This window comes from Ruegeria sp. AH3 (genome assembly GCF_056536265.1).
Window position 1 is genome coordinate 1,079,660 of sequence record NZ_JBQFJL010000001.1, and the last position, 19,327, is coordinate 1,098,986.

Annotated in this window: 21 protein-coding genes, 1 tRNA gene and 1 pseudogene; 18 read left to right on the forward strand and 5 right to left on the reverse strand. The window is 56.3% G+C overall.

Annotated elements, in window-relative coordinates; genetic code table 11:
- The first annotated feature begins 1 nt into the window (after position 1).
- Together ACR3EM_RS05300 and ACR3EM_RS05305 are read left to right on the forward strand one after the other, a co-directional pair.
- Positions 2-289 (forward strand): DUF1330 domain-containing protein, encoded by a 288-nt coding sequence (locus tag ACR3EM_RS05300; protein WP_480469763.1) that lies wholly within the window; start codon positions 2-4, stop codon positions 287-289.
- A gap of 341 nt (positions 290-630) precedes the next feature.
- Positions 631-1,251 carry a transglutaminase-like cysteine peptidase gene (locus tag ACR3EM_RS05305; RefSeq protein WP_480469764.1) on the forward strand — a complete coding sequence of 207 codons (621 nt, stop codon included), beginning with the start codon at positions 631-633 and terminating at the stop codon, positions 1,249-1,251.
- Positions 1,252-1,324: 73 nt separating this feature from the next.
- Here the strand turns inward: ACR3EM_RS05305 and ACR3EM_RS05310 are convergent, their stop codons facing one another.
- Positions 1,325-1,471 (reverse strand): pentapeptide repeat-containing protein, encoded by a 147-nt coding sequence (locus ACR3EM_RS05310; RefSeq protein WP_480471897.1) that lies wholly within the window; start codon positions 1,469-1,471, stop codon positions 1,325-1,327.
- Between ACR3EM_RS05310 and ACR3EM_RS05315 the strand changes: the two are divergent.
- Positions 1,405-1,902 (forward strand): annotated as a pseudogene (locus ACR3EM_RS05315) (hypothetical protein); the annotation flags it as partial. The gene ACR3EM_RS05310 and the pseudogene ACR3EM_RS05315 sit on opposite strands and share 67 nt — an antisense overlap.
- A gap of 221 nt (positions 1,903-2,123) precedes the next feature.
- On the opposite strand, the gene typA reads toward ACR3EM_RS05315, so the two are convergent.
- The 3 genes from typA to ACR3EM_RS05330 form a co-directional block, all read right to left on the reverse strand.
- Positions 2,124-3,941 (reverse strand): translational GTPase TypA, encoded by a 1,818-nt coding sequence (typA, locus tag ACR3EM_RS05320; protein ID WP_480469765.1) that lies wholly within the window; start codon positions 3,939-3,941, stop codon positions 2,124-2,126.
- Between the two features lie 593 nt (positions 3,942-4,534).
- A complete protein-coding gene (locus tag ACR3EM_RS05325; RefSeq protein ID WP_480469766.1) occupies positions 4,535-4,780 on the reverse strand; it encodes a hypothetical protein in 246 nt (81 codons plus the stop codon).
- Positions 4,780-5,433 carry an alpha/beta hydrolase gene (locus ACR3EM_RS05330; RefSeq protein ID WP_480469767.1) on the reverse strand — a complete coding sequence of 218 codons (654 nt, stop codon included), beginning with the start codon at positions 5,431-5,433 and terminating at the stop codon, positions 4,780-4,782. The genes ACR3EM_RS05325 and ACR3EM_RS05330 overlap by 1 nt, the downstream gene beginning before the upstream one ends.
- 179 nt (positions 5,434-5,612) lie before the next feature.
- Here ACR3EM_RS05330 and iscR point away from each other — a divergent pair, with 179 nt between their 5' ends.
- The 10 genes from iscR to ACR3EM_RS05380 all read left to right on the forward strand — a co-directional run bounded on the left by iscR (position 5,613) and on the right by ACR3EM_RS05380 (position 14,057).
- Positions 5,613-6,071 (forward strand): Fe-S cluster assembly transcriptional regulator IscR, encoded by a 459-nt coding sequence (gene iscR, locus ACR3EM_RS05335; RefSeq protein ID WP_480469768.1) that lies wholly within the window; start codon positions 5,613-5,615, stop codon positions 6,069-6,071.
- A gap of 54 nt (positions 6,072-6,125) precedes the next feature.
- Positions 6,126-7,205, forward strand: a complete 1,080-nt coding sequence (locus ACR3EM_RS05340) for a cysteine desulfurase family protein (protein ID WP_480469769.1) — start codon at positions 6,126-6,128, stop codon at positions 7,203-7,205.
- An 18-nt stretch (positions 7,206-7,223) separates the two neighbouring features.
- A complete protein-coding gene (sufB, locus tag ACR3EM_RS05345; RefSeq protein WP_480469770.1) occupies positions 7,224-8,744 on the forward strand; it encodes a Fe-S cluster assembly protein SufB in 1,521 nt (506 codons plus the stop codon).
- Positions 8,745-8,930: 186 nt separating this feature from the next.
- A complete protein-coding gene (locus tag ACR3EM_RS05350) occupies positions 8,931-9,416 on the forward strand; it encodes a hypothetical protein (protein ID WP_480469771.1) in 486 nt (161 codons plus the stop codon).
- A gap of 191 nt (positions 9,417-9,607) precedes the next feature.
- Positions 9,608-10,363, forward strand: a complete 756-nt coding sequence (sufC, locus tag ACR3EM_RS05355) for a Fe-S cluster assembly ATPase SufC (protein WP_480469772.1) — start codon at positions 9,608-9,610, stop codon at positions 10,361-10,363.
- A complete protein-coding gene (locus tag ACR3EM_RS05360) occupies positions 10,363-11,643 on the forward strand; it encodes a SufB/SufD family protein (protein ID WP_480469773.1) in 1,281 nt (426 codons plus the stop codon). The genes sufC and ACR3EM_RS05360 overlap by 1 nt, the downstream gene beginning before the upstream one ends.
- Positions 11,643-12,128 (forward strand): YIP1 family protein, encoded by a 486-nt coding sequence (locus tag ACR3EM_RS05365; protein ID WP_480469774.1) that lies wholly within the window; start codon positions 11,643-11,645, stop codon positions 12,126-12,128. Before ACR3EM_RS05360 ends, ACR3EM_RS05365 begins: the two co-directional genes overlap by 1 nt.
- Positions 12,125-12,691 (forward strand): Yip1 family protein, encoded by a 567-nt coding sequence (locus ACR3EM_RS05370; RefSeq protein WP_480469775.1) that lies wholly within the window; start codon positions 12,125-12,127, stop codon positions 12,689-12,691. Before ACR3EM_RS05365 ends, ACR3EM_RS05370 begins: the two co-directional genes overlap by 4 nt.
- Before the next feature lie 13 nt (positions 12,692-12,704).
- Complete coding sequence (locus ACR3EM_RS05375; RefSeq protein WP_480469776.1) at positions 12,705-13,925, forward strand: cysteine desulfurase; 1,221 nt, start codon at positions 12,705-12,707, stop codon at positions 13,923-13,925.
- A gap of 55 nt (positions 13,926-13,980) precedes the next feature.
- Positions 13,981-14,057 (forward strand) — tRNA-Arg (locus ACR3EM_RS05380).
- A gap of 102 nt (positions 14,058-14,159) precedes the next feature.
- On the opposite strand, the gene mepK is transcribed toward ACR3EM_RS05380, so the two are convergent.
- Positions 14,160-14,729 (reverse strand): peptidoglycan L,D-endopeptidase MepK, encoded by a 570-nt coding sequence (mepK, locus tag ACR3EM_RS05385; RefSeq protein ID WP_480469777.1) that lies wholly within the window; start codon positions 14,727-14,729, stop codon positions 14,160-14,162.
- A gap of 84 nt (positions 14,730-14,813) precedes the next feature.
- Between mepK and ACR3EM_RS05390 the strand changes: the two genes are divergently transcribed.
- The 5 genes from ACR3EM_RS05390 to ACR3EM_RS05410 are packed head-to-tail and all read left to right on the forward strand — an operon-like array spanning position 14,814 to position 19,307.
- Positions 14,814-15,059, forward strand: coding sequence for a hypothetical protein (locus tag ACR3EM_RS05390; RefSeq protein ID WP_480469778.1), 246 nt, complete (start codon positions 14,814-14,816; stop codon positions 15,057-15,059).
- A gap of 17 nt (positions 15,060-15,076) precedes the next feature.
- Positions 15,077-16,672 (forward strand): L,D-transpeptidase family protein, encoded by a 1,596-nt coding sequence (locus tag ACR3EM_RS05395; RefSeq protein ID WP_480469779.1) that lies wholly within the window; start codon positions 15,077-15,079, stop codon positions 16,670-16,672.
- 35 nt (positions 16,673-16,707) lie between these two features.
- Positions 16,708-17,799: a UDP-3-O-(3-hydroxymyristoyl)glucosamine N-acyltransferase gene (gene lpxD, locus ACR3EM_RS05400; protein ID WP_480469780.1), complete on the forward strand. Its 1,092-nt coding sequence runs from the start codon at positions 16,708-16,710 to the stop codon at positions 17,797-17,799.
- Between the two features lie 32 nt (positions 17,800-17,831).
- Positions 17,832-18,089, forward strand: a complete 258-nt coding sequence (locus tag ACR3EM_RS05405) for an acyl carrier protein (protein WP_480469781.1) — start codon at positions 17,832-17,834, stop codon at positions 18,087-18,089.
- Positions 18,090-18,098: 9 nt separating this feature from the next.
- The gene (locus tag ACR3EM_RS05410) at positions 18,099-19,307 is read left to right on the forward strand and encodes a beta-ketoacyl-[acyl-carrier-protein] synthase family protein (protein WP_480469782.1); all 1,209 of its coding nucleotides are present in this window, start codon (positions 18,099-18,101) and stop codon (positions 19,305-19,307) included.
- Positions 19,308-19,327: the final 20 nt, after the last annotated feature.

A 19,327-nucleotide genomic window follows, 5' to 3' on the forward strand; every position in this document is an offset into this window, starting at 1 on the left:
GATGCCAGCACTTTGGATTGCACATGTCACGGTCACTGACACCGACGCATATGGCAAATACGCCGAACTCGCCGGTCCGGCCATTGCGGCGCATGGCGGGGAGTTCATTGCCCGTGCCGCCCGCTATGTTCAGCTGGAAGGAAAAGAGCGGCCTCGTAATGTGGTTGCCCGGTTCCCTTCTCTTGAGGCCGCTGTAGACTGCTATCATTCAGCCGAATACCAAAAAGCGCTCGATCATGCGCGCGGTGCCAGCGAACGAGAGTTGGTCGTGGTTGAAATCACCGATTGAGAATCACTTACCTCCAAAACCGCATGACTTTTATGTGATTGCGAAGCTCTAAGGCACGACAGCCTGATTGTGCTGTCGTGCAGTGATGATTTTTCGGATAAAAGTAATATAATACAATTGCTTGTGCAGGTGCGTTTGGGGCATTCTGCCGACTGAATGTGGCGTTCGCGCCATGATCTGGTGCGGAAATGGTCACAAAAAACGACGAATTTCCGCCGCTTTTCCTCGACAAATTCTTCAATGATTGCGTGCCGCCTGCAGTTTACGGATATTTTCCCGTGAGCAGATAGGGTTCTGAGCCACGCTGATCGCTTGGATTGAACGGAACTTGAGGGACAGGCATGAAACTGGTTGGCACTATTGTAAAAGCCTTTGGCAAGCGCACCATCAGGTTTGGAGGCCATTGCGGCTTGGCTGCTCTGGTTGGAAGCGCTCTGCTGTATGGTTCGAATGCATGGGCCCGGGACGCTGCCTTTATCACAAGCGTTGCGACAACACCGCCTCCGTCGGGCGCGCAGCAATTGTGCAGACAATATGCCTGGGCATGTTCGTATAAGGCTGGGGCCGCGATGCCCAGCGAACAGGAAATGAAACTGGTCAAGCAGATCAATCGCCGTGTGAATGCCTCGACACGCGAAGTGACGGACCAATCCCAATACAAGACCCGCGAGCTTTGGGCGCTTCCTACCTCACTGGGCGGCGATTGCGAAGATTTTGCGCTGCTTAAGAAACGGGACCTGATCAAAGCCGGAATCGATCCACGAAAGCTGTTGATTGCGACTGTTTTGGATACGCGCAGAAATTCTCATGCAGTTCTGGTGTTTCGCTCGAGCCAGGGTGATCTGGTTTTGGATAATCTGACAAACCGGATCAAGCCATGGTCGGAAACGCGGTATCTGTTCTTGCGTATGCAAGATCCAAAGCAGCCACGTCGCTGGGTTGGAGTCTACGGACGGAGCTAGGAGCAGTTTGCCCCTAGCTCGATCACCGAATACATAGCCTCTAAGCGTAGTCCAGTTTTAAGACGTTGCTTCACTAAGCAGTAGGATTATGCGTCGTTGTTTTTAGGCGGGTCCGACTTAGGTGGGTCCGACTTAGGTGGGTCCGACTTAGGTGGGTCCGACTTAGGTGGGTCCGACTTAGGCGGGTCCGACTTAGGCGGCTCTGACTCAGGATCAGGATCCGTTTCGACGTCCGGGTCACCATTATCGTCGGGTCCGTCATCGTCGCCGAAGGTCTCATCGTCGCGACCATCGCCGGTTCTCTTTTCAGCAAAGCCAACAGATGCGGTTGGAAGGTCGGTCAATATGGCAGCAAAGGCCGGGCAATCCAGCAAGGTTTGCTCCAGTATAGATTCAAAGTCGGCCCGTCGCTGTATGTATCTGACCATCCGAGAGCTCACGACATCGCAAGCGCAAAGGGTGGTCGAAGATACAGATTGCTTAGCCGTTTTGACGGTGCACATGTCTGAGGCCTGGGCTGCTCCGGCCGACATGAAAGGAAGTGTTGCGGAAACAAAAACAAAAGATAGCAGTTTGGATCTGATGCGCATGGCGCCTCTCCTTGGAACTCGTAAATTACATCAACTACATCGCGGTATACTGAAGCGATGACATACTTTGAACATAAAGTGATCGTTTTTTTGACGTTTTGACAAGGGGAAGGGAGGGTGTTCTCGCTCCTTGACAGAAATGCGGTTCTGAAAATTGATTAAAAATCAAATAGAAAGCCCGCCAATGAGGCGGGCCTTCGTTTTTCGTAGACGTCTCGATATGACGCAAAATTGCCACGATTGGATCATTGTTTCCAATCTGTGAACAAGATTACTGCGCTGTCACGCGGATTTGGACATCCTCTTGCGTTCATGCGGATCGAGGTACCGTTTGCGCAGACGAATGGCGTTCGGTGTCACCTCGACCAATTCGTCATCGTCAATATAGGCGATGGCCTCTTCCAACGAAAACTGAACATGCGGAGTGAGGCGAACCGCATCGTCCGAGCCACTGGCGCGCACATTGGTCAGCTTTTTGCCCTTCAGCGGGTTTACCTCAAGATCGTTGTCGCGCGAATGCTCACCGATCACCATGCCCTGATAGACATCAGTCTGCGGTCCGACAAACATGCGGCCCCGCTCTTCAAGGTTCCAAAGGGCGTAGGCGACCGCCTGACCGTTCTCCATTGAGATCAAAACACCCGCGCGACGGCCTGGGATCGGGCCTTTGTGCGCCGCCCAACCGTGAAACACGCGGTTCAGAACACCCGTACCGCGGGTATCGGTCAGGAACTCTCCGTGATAACCGATCAGGCCGCGCGACGGGACGTGGGCGATAATGCGGGTCTTGCCTGCGCCTGCGGGGCGCATCTCGGCCAGTTCACCTTTGCGCGCACCTGTGATCTTTTCAATGACCGAACCGGAATATTCGTCATCCACGTCGATCGTGACTTCCTCGATGGGCTCCAATCGCTGGCCATCTTCTTCGCGGAACAGAACTTGCGGGCGTGATATGCTGAGTTCGAACCCCTCGCGGCGCATGTTTTCGATCAGAACACCCATTTGGAGTTCGCCGCGGCCGGCAACCTCGAAGGCTTCGCCGCCGGGGGTGTCTGTGATGCGAATGGCAACATTCGATTCAGCTTCTTTCATCAGACGATCGCGGATTACACGGGACTGAACCTTCTTGCCGTCACGACCGGCCAGCGGAGAATCGTTGATGCCGAATGTCACCGTGATGGTCGGCGGGTCGATGGGCTGAGCGGGTAGGGCCTCTTCAACCTGTGGGGAGACGAGCGAATCTGCCACGGTGGCTTTGCTCATACCTGCGATGGTGACGATGTCACCGGCTTCGGCGACGTCGATCGGCTGCTGTGCCAGACCACGGAACGCCAGGATTTTCGAAGCACGGAAGTTTTCGATCAGGGTTCCGTCACGGCTGAGCGCTTTGAGGCTGTCGCCCGCTTTCAATGTACCGCTCTCGACGCGACCGGTGAGGATGCGGCCGATGAACGGGTCGCTGCCCAGTGTAGTGGCCAGCATCCGGAACGGTTCGCTTTTTTGCTCGATCTGTTTCGGGGCAGGGACGTGGTCGACGATCAGATCGAACAGTGCAGTCAGATCCTTGCGTGGACCGTCCAGTTCCATATCTGCCCAGCCCGAGCGACCTGAGGCGTACATCGCAGGAAAATCCAGCTGATCATCGTCGGCACCGAGGTTGGCGAAGAGGTCAAAGCACTCATCCAATGCGCGGTCGGGCTCGGCATCTGGTTTGTCGACCTTGTTCAGCACTACAATCGGGCGCAGGCCCAGAGCCAGCGCCTTGGAGGTTACAAACTTGGTCTGTGGCATCGGGCCTTCGGCGGCATCAACCAGCAGGACAACGCCATCGACCATGCTGAGGATACGCTCGACCTCTCCGCCGAAATCGGCGTGACCGGGCGTGTCAACGATGTTGATGCGCGTATTTTTCCACTCAACTGACGTCGCCTTGGCCAGAATAGTGATGCCGCGTTCGCGTTCCAAGTCATTGCTGTCCATGGCGCGCTCGGCCACGGCCTGATTTTCCCGGAACGCGCCGGATTGTTTGAGTAGCTCATCCACCAGAGTCGTCTTGCCGTGGTCCACGTGAGCGATGATTGCGATGTTGCGCAGGTCCATGAGAGGTCAGCCTTTGAACGGGAAGTTGCCCGGCGCATAACGTGGTGCGGAGAAATATGCCAGCCCTAACCGGCGGTCAGCGGCTGGCTGCGGTAGAAAACGTGTGGATGATCAGGATACCGCCGAGCAATAAGGTCTGCCCAATGATTACCGGCCAATCCAACCGTTGATCAAAGACGAGAAACCCGATCAGCGTGGTCAGGCTGATCCCGAGTCTGGCTCAGATCGCGCAGGAAACGCCAGCCGGCATGACCTTCAGCGCGAGAGTAAGTCGATCCACGGTGGCGTTTACCAAAGGTAAGGGATACCCGACTACCCGGAATGATACCTGTCGTGTTAACTACAACGCAGTTTTTAGTGAATTTTTAACGAGTTTGGTAATATGACGACTTTTGCAAAATCTGTCATTATCGTTTCGGTATTGATTGTGGCGCTGGGGTGGCTTGCAGACGGGGGGTCCGTCGACATTGATGCAGCCCAGAATGTTGAGCGGTTAACGGGTATTCCAGTTTAAGCGCCCATCGAACGATAGTAGAGAAAAGGAGCCCTCGGGCTCCTTTTTTTCGTTTCAAAGCATGGGCTAGGAAATCTGGTCACTGCTTTTCAATTGCTTTGAGCTTCGAGCGATGTTGCGACAGTCTTTTCACAACAAACTGCCGCGCTTTGCGCTCGGCCAATCGAACGCGGATTTCGGTCAGAAACGCCTCTTCCAGTGATTGTGAGGCGGCCCCGAGAACCTCGCCGACCTCAACAAAGAAGCGCTCATCACCTGTTTCATCCATGACCTTCATCGTGTCCTCGGCCAACTTGGCGGCCAGAGTATTGATGGTGTCAGACATCAGCGCGTGTTCTCGGTCAAGCGACGTTTCACGTAGTCGGTCACGTCGGTCATCAACGTATCCATGTGACGGTCCTGGAAGAAGTGATCTGCACCTTCGACCTCATGATGGGTGATGGTGATCCCCTTCTGCTCGTGCAGCTTGCCCACCAGCGAAGTGGTGTCAGCAGGCGGTGCTACACGGTCAGCCGAGCCATTGATGATCAGGCCCGAAGACGGGCAGGGTGCCAGGAACGAGAAGTCGTACATATTTGCAGGCGGCGATACGCTGATGAAGCCGGTGATTTCGGGGCGGCGCATCAGCAGCTGCATCCCGATCCAGGCCCCGAATGAGAAACCGGCGACCCAGCAGTGCTTCGAGTTGTTGTTCATCGACTGCAGGTAATCCAGCGCCGAGGCTGCATCGCTCAATTCACCAACGCCCTGATCGTATTCGCCCTGGCTGCGGCCAACGCCGCGGAAGTTAAAGCGAAGCACGGTGAAGCCCATGTTGTAGAAGGCATAATGCAGGTTATAGACAACCTTATTGTTCATCGTCCCGCCGAACTGAGGATGCGGGTGCAACACGATGGCGATCGGTGCGTCTTTTTCCTTTTGCGGGTGGTAGCGGCCTTCCAGGCGTCCTTCGGGTCCGGGAAAAATCACCTCGGGCATATGTGCTTTTGTCCTGTTTTTTACCGTAGCGGCCCCGAGACTATCTTGACGGTAATTCTCGGGTACTTTAGAACGGTTCTAATTACATCATTGTCGCGTCATAACGCTGCCAGTGGGAGATACGCATTGGCTGCACCGACGTCAATGTTTTCGCGCGGTTCTTGCCGAGAGGGAATGAAATGAAGCTGTCGACCAAAGGCCGCTACGCGATGGTTGCGCTGGCCGATATCGCTTTGCAGTCGTCCGATAAGCTTGTGACGCTTGGCGAGATTTCCGAACGTCAGGATATCTCGCTTCCCTATCTTGAGCAGTTGTTCGTCAAGCTGCGGCGGGCCGAACTGGTCAGTTCCGTACGCGGTCCGGGTGGTGGATACCGTCTGGCGCGCCCGGCATCTGATATTCGGGTGGTCGAAGTTTTGGCAGCCGTGGATGAGACCGTGGATGCGATGCACAAAGGCGCAGGGGCATCGGGCGGGTCTTCGGGCAGCCGTGCGCAGTCGCTGACCAACCGGTTGTGGGAAAGCCTCAGCGCGAATGTCTATGTTTTTCTGCACCAGACACGCCTGTCGGACGTGATCCGGAATGACCTTGCGCCCTGTCCAGCAGTGCCGAGCCTGTTCGCGGTCGTGGACGACTGATCCGATGCGAGCTATGCCCACGCGCCCCACGCTGACACCAGAAAAGATGTATCCATGAAACGTGTTTATCTGGATCACAATGCCACAACGCCCCTGCGCCCAGAGGCACGCGCAGCCATGGCGGCGGCGATGGATGTGATGGGGAATCCGTCGTCTGTGCACGCAGAAGGGCGTGCAGCAAAGGCAGTAGTGGAACGTGCGCGGGCACAGGTCGCAGAGGCGGTGGGCTGCCGTCCACAAGAAGTCATCTTTACCTCTGGCGCTACTGAGGCCGCACGGGTTCTGGAAAATCGCCCCGAGGATTGCGATGTGTTCGTCGAGACCACCGCGCATGATGCGCTCTGGTCGCATATCGATCTGTCCAACTGTGAGCAACGACCCTTTGGCCCCGGCCATACATTGGCAATGGGCCTTGCGAACTCTGAGACCGGGATTATTTCGCAACCCCCAGAAAGGGTAGAAAATCAGTGGCCTTATGGCGCACGGCGCGCGGATTGGTTGTTGCTGGACGTGACACAGGCCATTGGGCGCATTCCCTTTTCTTTCGCCTGGAGCGGGGCGGATATGGCTGTCCTCTCAGCGCACAAGATCGGGGGGCCAAAGGGTGTTGGCGCTCTGATTCTGAGGCAAGGGTTGGATATCGCGCCTTTGGCCAGCGGTGGCGGTCAGGAGATGGGACGTAGGTCCGGCACGGAAAATGTGATTGGTATAGCAGGTTTAGGCGCGGCTATTGAGGCATCAATGCGGGATCTGACTGATGGTGTTTGGTCAAAAGTCGGAGAACTTAGAAATATTCTAGAAAACGCTCTTGAGGCTAGCTCTAAAGCTACTATTTTTGTCGGGAAAGATCAGGAGCGACTCCCGAATACCATGTGTTTTGCGACGCCCGGCTGGAAGGGCGAAACACAGGTCATGCAGATGGATTTGTCAGGCTTCGCTATCAGTGCGGGTTCGGCCTGTTCAAGTGGCAAGGTCAAGACAAGTCGGGTCCTGACTGCAATGGGTTTTGATGAGACGGTTGCATCGAGCGCGATCCGCGTTTCGCTGGGGCCTGAGACGACGAAAGAAGAAGTGCTGCGTTTCGCGGAAGCGTGGCTCGAAAAAGAGAAAAAGCATCGCGCGCGTGCCGCGTGATCAGACGGAGGGTGTCACATGGCCGCTTTGGACCAGACCCAGGTAAAAGAGGGTGTCGATCAGGAAACCGTGGATGCGGTTCGCGAGGTCAGCACTTATAAATACGGCTGGGAAACCGATATCGAGATGGAATACGCGCCAAAAGGCGTGAATCCCGATATCGTCCGTTTGATCTCGGAAAAGAATGAAGAGCCGGAATGGATGACCGAATGGCGTCTGGCCGCGTTCGAACGTTGGACCCAGATGGAAGAGCCCAAATGGGCGATGGTCAGCTATCCCGAAATCGATTTTCAGAACCAGTATTATTATGCCCGTCCAAAATCGATGGAAGAAAAACCCAAATCGCTGGATGAGGTCGATCCTAAGCTTTTAGCGACATACGAAAAGCTGGGTATCCCGCTGAAAGAACAGATGATTCTGGCGGGCGTTGAAGGTGCTGAAGATGCTCCGGCAGAAGGTCGCAAGGTTGCAGTTGATGCTGTGTTCGACTCGGTTTCGGTCGGAACCACCTTTCAGGCTGAGCTGAAAAAGGCTGGCGTGATCTTCTGTTCGATCTCAGAGGCGATCAAAGAACATCCTGAACTGGTCAAAAAGTATCTGGGATCAGTCGTACCAGTTTCAGACAATTTCTACGCGACGCTGAACTCGGCCGTGTTCTCGGACGGTTCGTTCGTCTATGTGCCACCGGGCGTGCGCTGTCCGATGGAGTTGAGCACCTATTTCCGTATTAACGCCGAGAACACGGGTCAGTTTGAGCGCACGTTGATTATCGCCGACAAGGGCTCTTACGTGTCCTATCTGGAAGGCTGTACGGCGCCGCAACGCGACACGGCACAGCTGCACGCGGCGGTGGTTGAGATCATCATCGAAGAAGATGCCGAGGTGAAATACTCGACCGTTCAGAACTGGTTCCCAGGAGATGAGAACGGCAAGGGCGGGATTTATAACTTCGTGACCAAGCGCGCTGATTGCCGCGGGGATCGTTCCAAGGTGATGTGGACGCAGGTCGAAACCGGTTCTGCCGTAACCTGGAAATACCCGTCATGCATCTTGCGTGGTGACGACAGCCAGGGTGAGTTCTACTCGATCGCGATTGCCAACAACTATCAGCAGGCTGATACCGGCACGAAGATGGTGCATTTGGGCAAGAACACCAAATCGCGCATCGTGTCGAAGGGAATTAGCGCTGGTAAGGCGCAGAACACCTATCGCGGTCTGGTCTCGATGCACCCCAAGGCCAAGGACAGCCGCAACTACACCCAGTGTGACTCGCTGCTGATCGGAGATAAGTGTGGCGCGCACACGGTTCCGTATATCGAGGTCAGGAACAACTCCAGCCGCGTTGAGCACGAGGCGACAACCTCCAAGGTGGACGACGATCAGCTGTTCTACTGCCGTCAGCGCGGTATGGACGAGGAAGAAGCCGTGGCTTTGGTTGTGAACGGGTTCTGTAAGGACGTGCTGCAAGCGCTGCCGATGGAGTTCGCGATGGAAGCGCAGCAACTGGTGGCGATCAGCCTTGAAGGCTCGGTCGGCTAACTAAAATGCAGGTCACGTCGTTCATAACTGGTGATGCTGAACGTATCGCGGGTGGCTACGGTGGGGCGTCTATGGGACGCTTCGCTATCACTTCTCCGTTTCGCGCGGAGATTGTGAATTGCCCCTCTCGACTCTGCTTGGTAAGCAAATGCACAGTTATTGAATTTGTGATTGCCAAGAACGCCAATGAGCGAAAAACAAGCAACAAGTTTTCAGGATCGTGTAGAGCGTATCAATACGCGGGCGCAGGAAGCAAAGAAACATGCTCCGAAGCGGAAAGGCGACACGATCTGGACACGCCTTACCTATCCGGCAGCGTTCATCGGAGCGTTTGCTCTGGGCGTCGGCGCGTTCTTCTTCTCGCGATTTCTGCAACTGAAGCTGGCAGGGTTGCCCGGCGAGGCCAAGGGAAGCGGACAGGATTTTATCGGCTTGGCCCTTGCGGGTGGCGTCGTGTTCCTGATCTCGTTCTTGCTAAAGAACAATCAGAAGGAATTCGCCACAATGAGCGCGTTTGCGATGATTGTGACAACCTTCACGTTTCACAACGCGGTTTGGGCGTACCCCGACGCATTCGAAGTGGTTTACGGCCCGGAATGGGTCGAATTCGTACAGCAACAGACCGAGCCGCACAGTCTCCAGGTGTTCCACATCGCAATCGAGTTCGACTGAGTGGTTTCTCGCGCCCTGTTATTGCGCGCGACTTTCAATCGAACCCTAACATCAACACGAAACACTCGATCGACGTATGCGCAACGGATTGCGCCTTTCTTTTCGTGCCCGCAACGTATGCGGCTGAGGCCACGTCGATCTCCAAGAACAAACCCATCGATCCGATGGACACGCTATTTACGAGGTAAATCATGCTTGAAATCAAGAACCTGCACGTGAAACTTGAAGAAGAGGATAAAACGATCCTCAAAGGCGTTGATCTGACGGTTGAGGCCGGCAAGGTGCACGCGATCATGGGGCCGAACGGTTCGGGCAAGTCGACACTCAGCTACGTCTTGTCGGGTCGTGATGGCTATGAGGTGACCGATGGTACGGCCACTCTCGAAGGCGAAGACCTGCTTGAGATGGAACCGGAAGAGCGCGCAGCTGCGGGGATCTTCTTGGCGTTCCAATACCCGGTCGAAATTCCGGGTGTAGGTAATATGACGTTCCTGCGCACCGCGGTAAACGCTCAACGCAAAGCGCGCGGGCAGGAGGAACTGTCGGCAACCGATTTCCTGAAAGAGGTGCGGGCTAAGGCGAAGGCTCTGAAGATCGACGCGGATATGTTGAAGCGCCCAGTGAATGTGGGCTTCTCGGGCGGCGAGAAAAAGCGCAACGAAATTCTGCAGATGGCAATGCTCGAACCCAAGATGTGCATCCTGGATGAGACGGACTCGGGTCTGGATGTGGATGCCATGAAGCTGGTGTCCGAGGGCGTAAACGCGCTGCGTGACGAAGGGCGCGGGTTCCTTGTGATTACACACTATCAGCGGCTGCTGGATCACATCAAACCCGACGTGGTGCACATCATGGCCGATGGCCGCATCGTGAAATCCGGCGGTCCCGAACTGGCGCTGGAAGTTGAGAACAACGGCTATGCCGACATTCTGGCCGAGGTGAACTGATGGCTTTGCCCCAAGCAAAACAGACGGCAACCGAGGAACGGCTGGCTGCGATGGCCATGCCGGACGCCGGGTGTACCCGCAAAGCGCGCGAAGCCGCATTGGCGCGTGTTCGCGAAATGGGTCTGCCTGGGCGCCGGGATGAGTATTGGAAATACACCCGACCGGACACTCTGACCTCTGCCGAGGCTGTCTTGGCGGCACTGTTCCACACCGACGAACCCATGATGTTCCATGAGTTCGACCGCCTGAAGATCGTTTTTGTCGATGGCGTGTTCAGCCCCGAAGAATCGGACGACCTGTCGCTGGAAGGCGTCTCAATCGACCGGTTGGAGGATATCTGCTGCAAAGACATCCATTGGGCAAAAGAGCTGTATGGCGTTCTTGAAGCCCGTGGTCAGAACCCGGTTCAGCGACCTCTGGCGGCCTTGAATACGGCCTTCGCCTCAGATGGTGTGGCTATTCATGTCACGGGCAAGCCGTCCAAACCGATCAGCCTGATCTATCGTCATGAGTCCGAGACTTCGGATGCCATTCTGCACCATATCGTGCGGGTTGAGAGTGCCGCCGAGGTGACGATCCTGGAAAATGGCCCGGCAGCCTCGCGTTTCAACAAGTGTATGGAGATCGACATCGCGGATCGCGGAACCTTGCACCATGTGCGTGCGCAGGGCCGTGATCATCAGCGCCGCGCGGCCACCCATATGTTTACGCGAATGGGGCATGAGTCTGTCTATAAGTCGTTCACATTGACTGTGAATGGCGTGCTCACCCGTAATGAGCAGGTTGTCGAACTGACCGGAGATGACGCGGTGGCGCATGTCGCTGGCGCTTGTGTAGGTGACGGGGATTTCCATCACGATGACACGGTGTTCATCACCCATGATGCGGTGAACTGCGAAAGCCGTCAGGTGTTCAAGAAAGTGCTGCGCAACGGCGCAACGGGCGTATTTCAGGGTAAAATTCTGGTCAAGGAGGGCGCGCAGAAGACGGATGGCTATCAGATCAGTCAATCCTTACTGCTGGACGATGACAGCCAGTTCCTGGCCAAGCCCGAGCTTGAGATCTATGCCGATGACGTGGCCTGTTCGCACGGCTCGACCTCCGGTGCCATTGACGAAACGGCGCTGTTCTATTTGCGGTCGCGCGGCGTACCGGTCAATGATGCAACCGATATGCTGACACTGGCCTTCCTTGCAGAAGCCGTGGAAGAGATCGAGGACGAAGCGCTGGCCGATGTGATCGTCGAACGCCTTGAAAGCTGGTTGGCGCGCCGAAACTGATGCCGGTCACAACCGATATCGTGGCCACGTATCGCGGACCGGGGCGCGTAGTGCGTCGCCTGTTGGATATGGGGCCACGGGAAGATCGAGCGCTGGCGTTTGTCATGGCCTTTTGTGTGATTGGCTTTATCGCTCAATTACCCAGCCTTGCGCGGAAGGCGCATCTGGAAGGGTCCGAGTTGAATATGCTGATGGGCGGAGCCTTGCTGGGCTCTGTCTTCATTCTGCCGTTGATCTTCTACGGTCTGGCCTGGCTGTCTTATTTGGTAGCACGGGCTGTCGGAGGCAAGGGTACAAGCTATGGCGCGCGTCTTGCACTGTTCTGGGCGCTGCTAGCCTCGGTACCGCTGGTGCTGCTCAATGGCCTAGTGGCCGGGTTTATTGGCCCGGGGGCAGCGCAGTCTTTGATTGGTCTGTTGTGGGTTGCAGTTTTCGTCTGGTTCTGGTTCTCGGGGCTGAGGCAAACGCAAAGGGCACCTGAATGAGCTCTACCACGTTGATGAATATGGTCGTTCTGACCCTGTCGAACCCTGCCGAGGCCGCACGTCGTCTGATGGCGATGCGGCTTGGTCGTGACGTGTTGTGGTTGGCGTTCTTTTTGGCGGTTATTCTGAACGGGATTGTACAATCTGCCTCTGGTGTCATTTTGCCCCTGATCTCACCTGATGTGCAGCAACTGGCAGTTCCGATGGTGCAGACCCTGCTGGTATCCGCCGGGGCCATCCTGATCAGCGTTGTGACGTTTCAGCTTGTAGGGCGGATGCTGGGTGGAACCGGCGCGATAACCGAGGTCGCAACACTGGTGATATGGCTGCAGATTCTGCAGATCGCTGGCCAGGCGATTGTCCTTTTTTCGGCGTCGCTCGCACCATTTCTGTTTCTTCCTGCCAGCCTCATAATGCTGGGTCTGAGTCTGTACATCACTCTGCATTTTCTGAATGAAGCGCACCGGTTTGGCTCGCTTGGCAAATCGTTCCTGGTGATGCTCATCTCGGGTGTTCTGGCGATCCCCTTCGTTCTTTGGTTGTCCCCCGGCGGGCCTGTATAGGGAATTCCTTTCTATGTACGACGTAGAGAAAATCCGCGCTGACTTTCCGATCCTGTCACGAGAGGTGAATGGTAAGCCGTTGACCTATCTGGATAACGGTGCCTCTGCGCAGAAACCTCAGGTGGTGATCGACGCGGTTGCGCAAGCCTATGCGCATGAATATTCGAATGTGCATCGTGGACTTCACTACCTGTCGAATCTCGCGACCGAGAAATACGAAGCCGTGCGCGGCACAGTCGCGCGCTTTCTGGGTGTTTCTGACGAGAATGAGATCGTGCTGAACTCCGGCACGACCGAAGGGATTAATCTGGTAGCCTATGGCTGGGCAATGCCGCGCCTTGAGGCGGGGGATGAGATCGTCCTGAGCGTCATGGAGCACCATGCAAATATCGTACCCTGGCATTTCCTGCGCGAACGTCAGGGCGTCGTCCTGAAATGGGTTGATGTCGATGCTGCGGGCCATCTGGATCCGCAAGCCGTCATCGATGCGATCGGCCCCAAGACCAAGCTGGTTGCGGTCACCCATTGCTCGAACGTGCTGGGCACGGTGGTGGATGTTAAAACCATCACGCAGGCCGCGCACGCCAAGGGCGTGCCGGTTCTTATCGACGGTAGCCAGGGGGCGGTGCACACGCCGGTTAATGTCGAAGATATCGGCTGCGATTTCTATGCGATCACTGGCCACAAGCTCTATGGCCCTTCGGGGTCGGGCGCGATTTTCATCAAGTCCGAACGTATGGCCGAAATGCGTCCGTTCATCGGTGGCGGGGACATGATCAAAGAGGTCTCGAAGGATCAGGTGATCTATAACGATCCGCCTATGAAGTTTGAGGCCGGAACCCCCGGGATCGTTCAAACCATCGGGTTGGGTGTGGCGCTGGATTACATGATGGATCTGGGTATGGAGAGTATTGCCGCCCATGAGGCAGGTCTGCGCGACTATGCCATGCAGCGCCTGACCGGATTAAACTGGTTGCAGGTGCAGGGTAAGACCGCCGACAAGGCCGCAATCTTCAGCTTCACGCTGGATGGGGCAGGGCACGCGCATGATATTTCGACCATTCTGGACAAGAAAGGCGTTGCTGTGCGTGCAGGCCATCATTGCGCAGGGCCTCTGATGGATCATTTGGGCGTCACCGCCACCTGCCGCGCCAGCTTTGGTCTCTATAACACTACGGATGAGGTTGATACGCTGATTGATGCGCTGGAACTGGCGCATGATCTGTTTGCCTGATCCGGTTGCATTTGCAGTTGCACCCGGATCGGAACGAGGGTAGCTAACGGCCAAGGCACCTGTAGCTCAGCTGGATAGAGCGCTGCCCTCCGAAGGCAGAGGCCAGAGGTTCGAATCCTCTCAGGTGCGCCATTTCACATGTTCTTGATCGCCTGAACCACGTCACCAGACAAAACAATACCCCCACCAGAACCATCTGAGGGGGCTAACTCATCAGAGCAAAGGTACGCGATACTAGCCGCGCCAGGTGCGGATGTCGCCACAATCCATGTGTACGAAGTTCGAGCGGTAGTACTGCCCAACGCCACCTGCGCGGCAGGACATTGCGGCTTTGGCCATCTGAGAGACGGAGCGGGACGACAAGCGCAGATCGGCGGCTTGGCCCTTCATGTGAAGCGAGTTTTTGGCCACTCCGCGCGATCGGGAGCGTAGCATTGCATTGGTCTTGGGAGAGCGATAGCCCGAAAGCAGCATATAGGGCTCGCTGACATCCAGCATATTGTGCGCGGCGGCCATGATATCGATGGTGCGCAGGTCCATGGGTTTGACCTGATCGTTACGCCAATCACGCATGAAGTAGTTCACTTCTTTGACGGCATCCTTGATGTATTTGCCATCGACCCAATATACCATATCCAGACGCTCACCCGTGCGGCCTGAATACATGCGAATGCGGCGAATATCGCCCCCTCCGCGGAGGAATCCTGCTGCCTTGGAATAGGTCGGAGCTGCTACGACTGCCGTTGCGGCGAATGCGCCCAATAAGGCACGCCGGGTCACGCCCGATGCACTGCTCTTGGTCATTTGTGTTTCGTCCCGTACTGTTCCTGCCTGCACACGATGTTACGCGCGCTGTATTAATTTTTTCCCATCCCAGATGCGGGAGTTATGGCACAGACGGATTCAACAGCCAAGAAATCTTTGGCCGCAGCTGAATCAAGGGGGAATTTTCGGCAGTTTTTTGCGCAACTGATGCAAGTATGCTTTGATCTACAGCAGTTGGCTGCGCCGCCGATGCAAACACGCACCAGAGGCGAAAAGATGCACTTTGGTGATGCATTTGTGAATAGACAACAATCGCACAGCTTAACATTATCATTGGACGCGTCCAAGCAGTGCGCGTCAAGCTATTGAATAACCAAGGTCATCTCATGTCGTTTGTTTCCCGTTCCCGCGTTTTGCTTTTCACCCTACTGGCATCTACGGCATCCTTTGTTCAGGCGAGCACGGATGGAACAGCCTTTCAGATGGCCGTTGCCGAGAACACGGCATCAGCACCCGTTTTGGCCGAATTTTACCGTGATAACGGTTTTGATCCGGTATGGGTCGGCGACACTTCCGAACATGAAGCGCGGCGTGCGGCTTTGATCAAGGCACTGTCAACAACCGATCTGCACGGGTTACCTGCCGCGCGTTATGACGTGCAATCGTTGATGGACCAAATGCGGCAGGCGCGGACCACTCGCGATCTCGGTCGGGTCGAGGCGGAAATGAGCCGTGTCTTCGTAAAATACGCACGTGATCTGCAATCCGGGACTGTGACGCCGTCGCAGATCGACAATGGGCTCGTCCGCAAGATTGAACGACGCTCGGCCAGTGAACACCTTCGACGGCTCACCACGTCGGAGGGCGGGAGCTATCTTCAGGATCTGATGCCGCAATCCCCACAGTATCTGGCGCTGATGAAGCAGAAGAGGGTGTTGGAAGATTTAATCTCACAAGGCGGATGGGGCGCGACCGTACCAATCACCAAGCTGGAGCGCGGGGACACCGGCCCAAGCGTCGTCAAACTGCGGAACCGGCTGGTGTCGATGGGTTACCTCAAGCCAACCGCCAGCCCGGCCTATGATGGCGCGCTGATCGAGGCCGTCACGGCGTTTCAGATCGCGCATGGTTTGGAACCGGATGGCGTTGCAGGCAAGGGAACGATCACCGAAGTCAATCGCCCTGCGTCGGATCGGCTCAAGGCTGTGCTCGTCGCGCTTGAACGGGAACGCTGGCTTCCGGAAGAGCGCGGCGCGCGCCACATACTGGTAAACCAGGCGGATTTTTCGGCCAAGATTGTTGATGACGGTCGGGTCACTTTCGAGACTCGCGCCGTGATCGGGAAGAACACGAGCGATCGTCGCAGCCCCGAATTCTCGGACGAGATGGAACATATGGTGATCAATCCCAGCTGGTATGTACCACGCTCGATCATCACCAAGGAATATCTGCCAAAGCTGCAGTCCAATCCGAATGCGGTCGGCCATATCCAGATCACTGACCGTAGTGGTCGGCAGGTAAATCGCGGCGCCGTGGATTTCACCCAATTTACTGCTCGGAACTTCCCGTTTTCGATGCGGCAACCCCCGAGCCAAAGCAATGCATTGGGCTTGGTGAAGTTCATGTTCCCCAACAAGTACAACATCTATCTGCATGATACGCCTCAGAAATCTCTGTTTGCACGAGAGGTGCGCGCCTTCTCGCATGGCTGTATCCGGCTGGCGCAACCGTTCGAGTTCGCATACGCGCTGTTGGCCAAGCAGGAGGAAGATCCGAAGGCGTTTTTCCACCGCGTGCTGAACACAGGGAAAGAAACCACCGTGAAGCTGGATAAAAAAGTTCCGGTACATCTGATCTACCGCACCGCCTATATCGGCCCGAAGGGCGACGTTCAGTACCGCCGCGACGTCTATGACCGTGACGCCAAGATTTGGAAGGCGTTGCAAAAGGCAGGGGTGGTCCTGCCGGACGTTCAGGGGTAATCACGAGGGCAAGTCCTGCCATAAGGAAGCCCGACATGCAGTTCACCGTTGAGCAAATCGCCGAAGCCATCGGGGCCGAGGCCGCTGGTCAGACAGGCCTGACCATCCTACGCGCCGCCGAACCGGGGGATGCCGGGCCAACCGATCTGGCGATGGCGATGTCTCCGAAATATGCCGAGGCACTGGCGAAGGGATCTGCGCGGGCGGCTGTGCTTTGGGATGGTGCCGACTGGCAGTCCTTGGGCCTTGAGGCGGCGATATTCGTACAGCGGCCGCGGATGGCGATGGCGGGAATTACGTCAATGCTGGATCGCGGGCAGGGGATCGAGCCTGGAATCCATCCATCTGCCGTGATTGATCCAACTGCCGAGATTGGTGCGGACGTATCCATCGGGCCGCTGGCCGTCATCGGCGCGCGCGCTCAGATCGGGGCCGGCTCGGTCATCGGTGCGCATTGCGTGGTCGGCATGGATGCGGTGCTGGGTAAGAACGCCTTACTGCGCGAAATGGTAAGCATCGGGGCACGGGCACAGATCGGGGATCGCTTTATCGCTCAGCCGGGTGCGCGTATCGGGGGCGATGGTTTCAGTTATGTCACTCCCGAGGTGTCGGGTGCTGAAAACGCCCGAAAAACGCTGGGTGATCAAGGGGATGCCAAGGCGCAGAGCTGGTTGCGAATTCATTCCTTGGGTGCGGTCGAGATTGGCGATGATGTCGAAGTAGGATCAAACTGCACGGTCGATAACGGGACCATTCGCAATACGGTGATCGGGAGCGGATCCAAGCTGGATAACCTCGTGCATGTGGGCCACAACACGCGCGTCGGGCAAGATTGCCTGTTGTGCGGCCAAACCGGGGTTTCGGGATCGGTCGAGATCGGGAACAACGTCGTCCTTGGCGGTCAGACCGGCGTGGTCGATAATATTTTCATCGGTGATGGCGTGATTTCTGGTGGCGGTACAAAGATTCTGTCGAACGTGCCCGCGGGGCGTGTAATCATGGGCTATCCCGGCATTAAAATGGATAGCCATACCAATATTTATAAGGCACAACGCCGTCTGCCGCGTATGGCCCGTGACGTCGAGGCGTTGAAAAAGGCTGTTTTCAAACAGCCGCCGAGCGATTAAATCATCCCCAACGCGAAAATCAGGGGACCGATATGAGCATCAGCGACCGCGTCATTGCAATCATTGCCGAGCAGGCCGTTCTTGAGCCTACGGACGTGACGCCCGATAGCACGCTCGAAGATCTGGGTATCGACAGCCTGGGTCTGGTCGAGAGCATCTTTGCCATCGAAGAAGAGTTCGACATCTCGGTGCCCTTCAACGCCAACGAGCCTTCGGCCAGTGATTTCGATATCACCAACGTGGCTGCGATTATTGCGGGTATTGAAAAGCTCGTGGCGGAAAAGGTCTGACGCCGGGCTATGAAACGCGTTGTCATTACGGGTGCGGGCACCATCAACTCGCTGGGCCATTCGGTGCCCGATACTTTCGAAGCAATGCGCGAAGGTCGTTGCGGCATTTCCGAGCTGGAGTTCAGGGATGTCGAACGTCTGTCGATCAAGATCGGCGGTCAGGTACGCGGCTTTGAGGCTGAAGGTCGGTTCAACCGCCAGCAGATGAGCCTTTATGACCGTTTCACCCAGTTCACTCTGATTGCGGCGAAAGAAGCGATCGATCAGTCCGGGATCGTGTTTTCGGGCGAAACTGCTGCGCTGTCCGGTGTCGTTCTTGGGACTGCCGGTGGGGGTGTGTCGACCTGGGATGACAATTACCGCTCGGTCTATGAAGATGGCAAGAACCGGGTCCATCCGTTCGTTGTACCTAAGTTGATGAACAACGCAGCGGCCAGCCATGTCTCGATGGAGCATAACCTCAAAGGGCCCAGCTTTACGGTATCGACGGCCTGTGCCTCTTCCAACCACGCGATGGCGCAGGCGTTTCAACTGGTTCGCAGCGGTGCCGCGCCTGCCATGGTCACAGGCGGATCGGAATCGATGCTGTGCTTTGGAGGGGTCAAGGCGTGGGAAGGGCTACGCGTGATGTCCAAAGACGCTTGCCGCCCGTTCAGTGCCAACCGGAATGGCATGGTTCAGGGCGAAGGTGCTGGCATCTTTGTGTTCGAAGAATACGAACACGCACGGGCCCGGGGGGCAGATATCCTGTGCGAGGTTGTAGGATTTGCGATGTCGTCAGACGCTGCTGATATCGTAATGCCAAGCAAGCAAGGGGCCTCCCGCGCCATGGCCGGTGCGCTGAAGGACGCGCGCCTGAATGCCAGCGATGTATGTTATATCAACGCGCACGGGACGGGCACGGCGGCCAATGACAAGACGGAATGCGCTGCGGTTGCCGGTGTGTTTGGCCCGCATGCGGATGAACTGATGATCTCGTCCACCAAGTCGATGCATGGCCATCTGATCGGTGGGACCGGCGCGGTCGAATTGTTGGCATGTATCATGGCGCTGCGCGATGGCGTAATCGCTCCGACCATTGGTTATGAAGAGCCCGATCCGGAATGCGCGCTGGACGTAGTGCCCAATGAAGCACGTGAAGCAAAGGTCAATGTCGCCCTTAGCAACGCATTTGCCTTTGGCGGTCTGAACGCCGTTCTTGCGCTGAAACGGATATAAGAAAGCCGCCGTGTAAGAAC

Coding starts and splice junctions, on each gene's coding strand:
- ACR3EM_RS05300 (WP_480469763.1), top strand. CDS start 2: ATGCCAGCACTTTGGATTGCACATGTCACGGTCACTGACACCGACGCA.
- ACR3EM_RS05305 (WP_480469764.1), top strand. CDS start 631: ATGAAACTGGTTGGCACTATTGTAAAAGCCTTTGGCAAGCGCACCATC.
- typA (WP_480469765.1), bottom strand. CDS start 3,941: ATGGACCTGCGCAACATCGCAATCATCGCTCACGTGGACCACGGCAAG.
- ACR3EM_RS05325 (WP_480469766.1), bottom strand. CDS start 4,780: ATGTCTGACACCATCAATACTCTGGCCGCCAAGTTGGCCGAGGACACG.
- ACR3EM_RS05330 (WP_480469767.1), bottom strand. CDS start 5,433: ATGCCCGAGGTGATTTTTCCCGGACCCGAAGGACGCCTGGAAGGCCGC.
- iscR (WP_480469768.1), top strand. CDS start 5,613: ATGAAGCTGTCGACCAAAGGCCGCTACGCGATGGTTGCGCTGGCCGAT.
- ACR3EM_RS05340 (WP_480469769.1), top strand. CDS start 6,126: ATGAAACGTGTTTATCTGGATCACAATGCCACAACGCCCCTGCGCCCA.
- sufB (WP_480469770.1), top strand. CDS start 7,224: ATGGCCGCTTTGGACCAGACCCAGGTAAAAGAGGGTGTCGATCAGGAA.
- ACR3EM_RS05350 (WP_480469771.1), top strand. CDS start 8,931: ATGAGCGAAAAACAAGCAACAAGTTTTCAGGATCGTGTAGAGCGTATC.
- sufC (WP_480469772.1), top strand. CDS start 9,608: ATGCTTGAAATCAAGAACCTGCACGTGAAACTTGAAGAAGAGGATAAA.
- ACR3EM_RS05360 (WP_480469773.1), top strand. CDS start 10,363: ATGGCTTTGCCCCAAGCAAAACAGACGGCAACCGAGGAACGGCTGGCT.
- ACR3EM_RS05365 (WP_480469774.1), top strand. CDS start 11,643: ATGCCGGTCACAACCGATATCGTGGCCACGTATCGCGGACCGGGGCGC.
- ACR3EM_RS05370 (WP_480469775.1), top strand. CDS start 12,125: ATGAGCTCTACCACGTTGATGAATATGGTCGTTCTGACCCTGTCGAAC.
- ACR3EM_RS05375 (WP_480469776.1), top strand. CDS start 12,705: ATGTACGACGTAGAGAAAATCCGCGCTGACTTTCCGATCCTGTCACGA.
- mepK (WP_480469777.1), bottom strand. CDS start 14,729: ATGACCAAGAGCAGTGCATCGGGCGTGACCCGGCGTGCCTTATTGGGC.
- ACR3EM_RS05390 (WP_480469778.1), top strand. CDS start 14,814: ATGGCACAGACGGATTCAACAGCCAAGAAATCTTTGGCCGCAGCTGAA.
- ACR3EM_RS05395 (WP_480469779.1), top strand. CDS start 15,077: ATGTCGTTTGTTTCCCGTTCCCGCGTTTTGCTTTTCACCCTACTGGCA.
- lpxD (WP_480469780.1), top strand. CDS start 16,708: ATGCAGTTCACCGTTGAGCAAATCGCCGAAGCCATCGGGGCCGAGGCC.
- ACR3EM_RS05405 (WP_480469781.1), top strand. CDS start 17,832: ATGAGCATCAGCGACCGCGTCATTGCAATCATTGCCGAGCAGGCCGTT.
- ACR3EM_RS05410 (WP_480469782.1), top strand. CDS start 18,099: ATGAAACGCGTTGTCATTACGGGTGCGGGCACCATCAACTCGCTGGGC.